The sequence below is a fragment of the Stygiolobus sp. CP850M genome (assembly GCF_037389425.1).
Lineage (GTDB): Archaea > Thermoproteota > Thermoprotei_A > Sulfolobales > Sulfolobaceae > Stygiolobus.
This window is the reverse complement of sequence record NZ_JBBHKR010000029.1, coordinates 1-4,426: the sequence shown is the minus strand read 5'-3', so window position 1 is coordinate 4,426 and position 4,426 is coordinate 1. Positions and strand designations below refer to the sequence as shown.

The 4,426-nt window shown below is 37.6% G+C and carries 5 protein-coding genes and 1 pseudogene; 4 read left to right on the top strand and 2 right to left on the bottom strand.

Going from position 1 to position 4,426, the window contains the following annotated elements:
* The coding region (locus tag WIW89_RS01380) for a cytochrome c oxidase subunit I (protein WP_337719483.1) at positions 1 to 1,369 on the bottom strand (1,369 nt) is incomplete at its 3' end.
* 248 nt (positions 1,370 to 1,617) lie between these two features.
* Here WIW89_RS01380 and WIW89_RS01375 point away from each other — a divergent pair.
* The 4 genes from WIW89_RS01375 to WIW89_RS01360 all read left to right on the top strand — a co-directional run bounded on the left by WIW89_RS01375 (position 1,618) and on the right by WIW89_RS01360 (position 3,914).
* Positions 1,618 to 2,205, top strand: coding sequence for a sulfocyanin (locus tag WIW89_RS01375; protein ID WP_314125400.1), 588 nt, complete (start codon positions 1,618 to 1,620; stop codon positions 2,203 to 2,205).
* Positions 2,206 to 2,318: 113 nt separating this feature from the next.
* Positions 2,319 to 2,762: a cytochrome c oxidase subunit II gene (locus WIW89_RS01370; protein WP_337719482.1), complete on the top strand. Its 444-nt coding sequence runs from the start codon at positions 2,319 to 2,321 to the stop codon at positions 2,760 to 2,762.
* Between the two features lie 2 nt (positions 2,763 to 2,764).
* A complete protein-coding gene (locus WIW89_RS01365) occupies positions 2,765 to 3,211 on the top strand; it encodes a hypothetical protein (protein WP_314125397.1) in 447 nt (148 codons plus the stop codon).
* Between the two features lie 220 nt (positions 3,212 to 3,431).
* Positions 3,432 to 3,914, top strand: coding sequence for a hypothetical protein (locus tag WIW89_RS01360; protein ID WP_337719481.1), 483 nt, complete (start codon positions 3,432 to 3,434; stop codon positions 3,912 to 3,914).
* Here the strand turns inward: WIW89_RS01360 and WIW89_RS01355 are convergent.
* Positions 3,901 to 4,426 (bottom strand): annotated as a pseudogene (locus WIW89_RS01355) (IS701 family transposase); the annotation flags it as partial. The gene WIW89_RS01360 and the pseudogene WIW89_RS01355 overlap by 14 nt on opposite strands.

Below are 4,426 nucleotides of genomic sequence, written 5' to 3'. Positions count from 1 at the left end.
GGTACGATTGGTGATATGGATAAAATGTGAAAGAAAACAGTACCCAAGCATACCTTCTAGGCATTCCTAAAACACCCTCAATGAACATTCCAGTAGCTATCACGAAGGAACCAGCAAATGTCATTATAGCACCACTTTTCGCAAGCTCAGTGTCATACATCCTACCACTGAAGTACGGGAAGTAATATAGGAATCCCGCCAACAGTGCTACTAGAATAGCAAATACCATATAATGGAAGTGGACTACTACGGCATATGTCCCGTTAAAATCATAATCTAACGGGATTAATGGGAAGAAGACTCCGGTAATACCACCTACTAAAAATAAAGTGATAAACCCAATTACGAGGATTGAATATCCCGATACTCTAAGTTTACCTCCGTAAAATGTTGCGGTCCAATTAACAACTTTGACACCTGAAGGAATTGCAATAGCCATAGTTATAGCTGCTGAGATGCTGTCAGCCCAAAAGTTGAAGATGGAAGTAAACATATGATGCATCCATACGCCCATTGCACTAAGAAATGCAATTGCGAATGACGAAAGGGCTAACGCTTTATAACCATATATAGGCCTTCCTACGGATCTAGGTAAGATTTCACCAATAAGCCCCATTGCTGGTAAGATAAGTATATATACCTCTGGATGACCGAAAAACCAGAACACATTTTGCCATAGTAGAGGATTTCCCCCTTCCAAATAATTGAAGAATGGTAAATTCCAATCTCTCTCTAAGAATGCCATTACCAAGCCTCCAGTAAGTGGTGGTAGGGCTATCATAAGTAGAATTGAAGTAGCGAAAAATGACCATACGAATAAGGGCATTTTGAAATACGGCATTTTCTTCAGTCTAGTGATGGTTAGTATGAAGTTAATTCCAGTTAGAGTGCTTGAAACGCCAGCTATCATAAGTCCGATCTCTATCAAGTCAGCTCCGATGCCGTTATTAACAGCTAAATCCGTAGAAAGTGGTGCATACATATACCAGCCCATATTAACAGTACCCAGTAAGGGTGAGATACTGACTAGAGCTACAGCCGGTACTAAAATCCAGAATGACAACGCGTTTATCTTAGGCCAGTAGAGATCTCTTGCCCCTATCATCCGCGGAACTAGGTAATTGGCAAGTCCAGTAGATAAGGGCATAACAACAAAGAAGATCATGTATATACCATGTAGGGTTAAAGCATTGTAATAGGATGTCGCACCTGCGTTGTTAAACGTAAGTTGAGTCCTCATAACTATCGCTTCAAGTCCCCCCATCAACAAGCTGAAAAGACCTAGTGAGATATACATAATTCCTATGTCTGACGCATTTGTAGTAGTAAGTGCTATACTTAATATATCCTTGGCTCTCTTTGTGTTCATAACTGTCACTTATTGATAAAAAATGTTAATGTAATATATTAACTTATTTCACGTTAATTTATATAAGTTCAGTAAATACACATGATAGGGAATAAATATCAATTAAATTGATAAAATACATAAAAATAATTTTAGTGCAAATTTTAATTAAATTTCTTATTTTAAGAAAGTATTAGATTAATGAATAATTGACGTATAAAATTAAAAAAATTTATAAATGAATATAAAGAACAAAAATATTGAGAATTATGAGAGGTGTTTCATCTTCTTTTACCATAATAATTACAGTAATAACATTAGCGCTAATAATAGGGGCTAGCGTATACACTTATGAACAGTATGCAATTTATACTTCCTCACTGCATACAATTTCATCATCGACATCATCATCAACAAAAACTACACTACCGTACAATCCATCAAACAAGACGGTATATATTACTCTAGTTTCGTTATCTTCTGGGTCTAATTTTAATTACAACGGGACTAGCTTCGGTTCAATGATAATTTACGTACCCTCCGGCTCAAACCTACAGATAACGTATATTAATCAACAGTCTTTGCCTCACAATCTGAATTTGGTTAAGAACACTACTGCAACTCCAACTAGCAACATAGCAGATGATGGTAATATTCTGCTTACAATAGGAGCAAGCTCATCAGATTACACTGTAAATGGTTTACTAAATGGACAATCAGCGACTGGGACTTTTAATGATATACCGACTGGGACTTATTGGTTAGCTTGTGGTATAATCGGCCATGCGGAATCTGGAATGTGGGTCGTCTTAGTAGCCTCGCCTAATGTGACTACTCCCTATGTGGTGATAAGTTGATTTAAAGAATAAATTAAAAAGTTACTTTTTTTCAGTTACTTTATAGATTATCCTAATCCTCATAATTAAAGTATAAAAACTACTATTTTTTAATATCAATAATTAGAGGAAAGATGACTCACAAACTCTCTATTGAGCTGTTAACCATAATTGGTGCAGCTGTGATACTTGCAGTCTTGGGAAGATTATCCCTACACTACTTGGCAATTATAGACACAGGTGCTTATTTTCCTCATAACGTTAAGCCTATAGTTATTAGGGTTATAGCAAAGCAATATGTATGGGAATTTATCTATCCTAATGGAACAATAAGTTATAATAAGGTCGTAATACAATCCGGTAGGCCCTATATATTTAACCTCACGTCAGCCGACGTAATCCATGCTATGTACATTGTGCAATTGGGGTACAAGCTAGAGGCTATTCCGGGTTATTATTATCCGCTATATATAATAGTCGATAAGCCCGGTGTTTACGCTATATACTGTGCCGAGTTTTGTAGACCTGGTCATTATACAATGATTGGCGAGTTAATTGTTACTAGTGGGAGTGGTTAGATATGAGCGGAAAGTTAAGTGGAAAGGATTATGTGTTTTGGCTACTTTCAGTTATAACCATGTTCCTAATATTTGAGGCTTTAGGTAATTTTGGCAACTTATCCATATTATCTTCTTTCTCTCAGGTTTCTCTATATGAGAAACAGTTATTTGAGATAACATACATAGCTGCGGGAGGCGTTTTCGCAATCTTTATGGGTAGTCTGATCTTTCTATGCCTTAGATTTCGTGAGGCTGTACAAAAAGAGAGTAGAGAGATAGATTACTTTAAGGTATCTATGCCCTTACTAATAATTTCAGGTGGCATACTTCTAGTTTTTAGCTACCCTTATTTTTCTCCTTATTTACCTCTACAATTGCAGTTCAATTTAGGAATAATCATTTCTTTAAGCATGATCTTATTACTAGCAATAACTTTTGTAGTATATAAGGAGTATTTCAAAGATTAATAAATATTTTTATTTTTTAACTTTACTGGTTTTCTCTTGACTTAATAATGTAGTATAAGGATTTAAACGTGATAAATATATTTTGAAACCTTATATTAGGGTTTTTATATAGTTGAAATAATTAGAGATATTTATGAGATTTTCTTACATATTCATTTTTACATTTTTATCACTATTAATTTTAATAATAGTATTAAATACTTTTACGATCTATACGTTAGTGGCATATATTGTCCTGCCGTCATTACTGTGGCTATTGGTCCTATTTTTGAGTGTTACAGTAGCCAAAAGCGTATTTAATTACGTCAAGAAGAGCTGGAGAAAAAAGAAAATATTGTTAACCTTGGCTCTTTATTTACCTATCCATCTCTTCGTGTATAGTCTGTCGTTAGAAAAGTTATTATCTATTATATATGGACTTGATGAGATATTCCCATATACTCAATTCTTGGTGACTTACACTCCATTCCCGTTAAATCCGATAGGTCTCGCTTTTACGTTATTATTCGATCCTTCACTAGATCTATTTATATCGCCGATTTATTACTTGTCTCTAACCCCGTTTTCAATTATAACAGCGATAATAATCTCCATTATAGTCTCGGCGAATGTAGGAAAAATCATCGAATTATTTAAAAACCATATTAAGGTGGTAAGGCAGATAGCTTTAGTACAGCAGTTATGGGACTTTAACGTAACTTAAAGATTTTCATCAGCCCCGACGATCCGCCTAAATAACGTTCAACGAACCTGAGGAACGCCTCCACACTCCTCAGGTTCAGCTCCCCTATCAGCTCCCTGACGACGTTGACCATGATGGTGAAGATCGTGAGGTAACCCTGAAGCCTCTCTCTCCTCCAGAACGAGGAGTCCTCCAGTCCAAGGACCTTGACGTCCCTGTGGAGCTCCTCGATCTCCCACCTCATCCTCCACGCCTCCTCGATCTCCTCCTCGCTGAGCGAGAGATCGGTCGTGTAGAGGTACCTAACGTGTGTCCCGGAGTCACCTTTATATTCCCGGACTAGCAATTTTACCGTAGCCACTCGGTCTCCCAGGGTCAGGTCGGCGTAATAGACTCCGGGGGGTAGGTCCCTCACTCGGAGGTGTCCCTCCACCTCCTCGAGGGTCCCCCGGGCCGACTCGACCCTGAGCTTGGTTGGACTTGAGCTCAGACACCACGTTGTCCTTCACGAGCTTCTCCGACCAGTACCACGA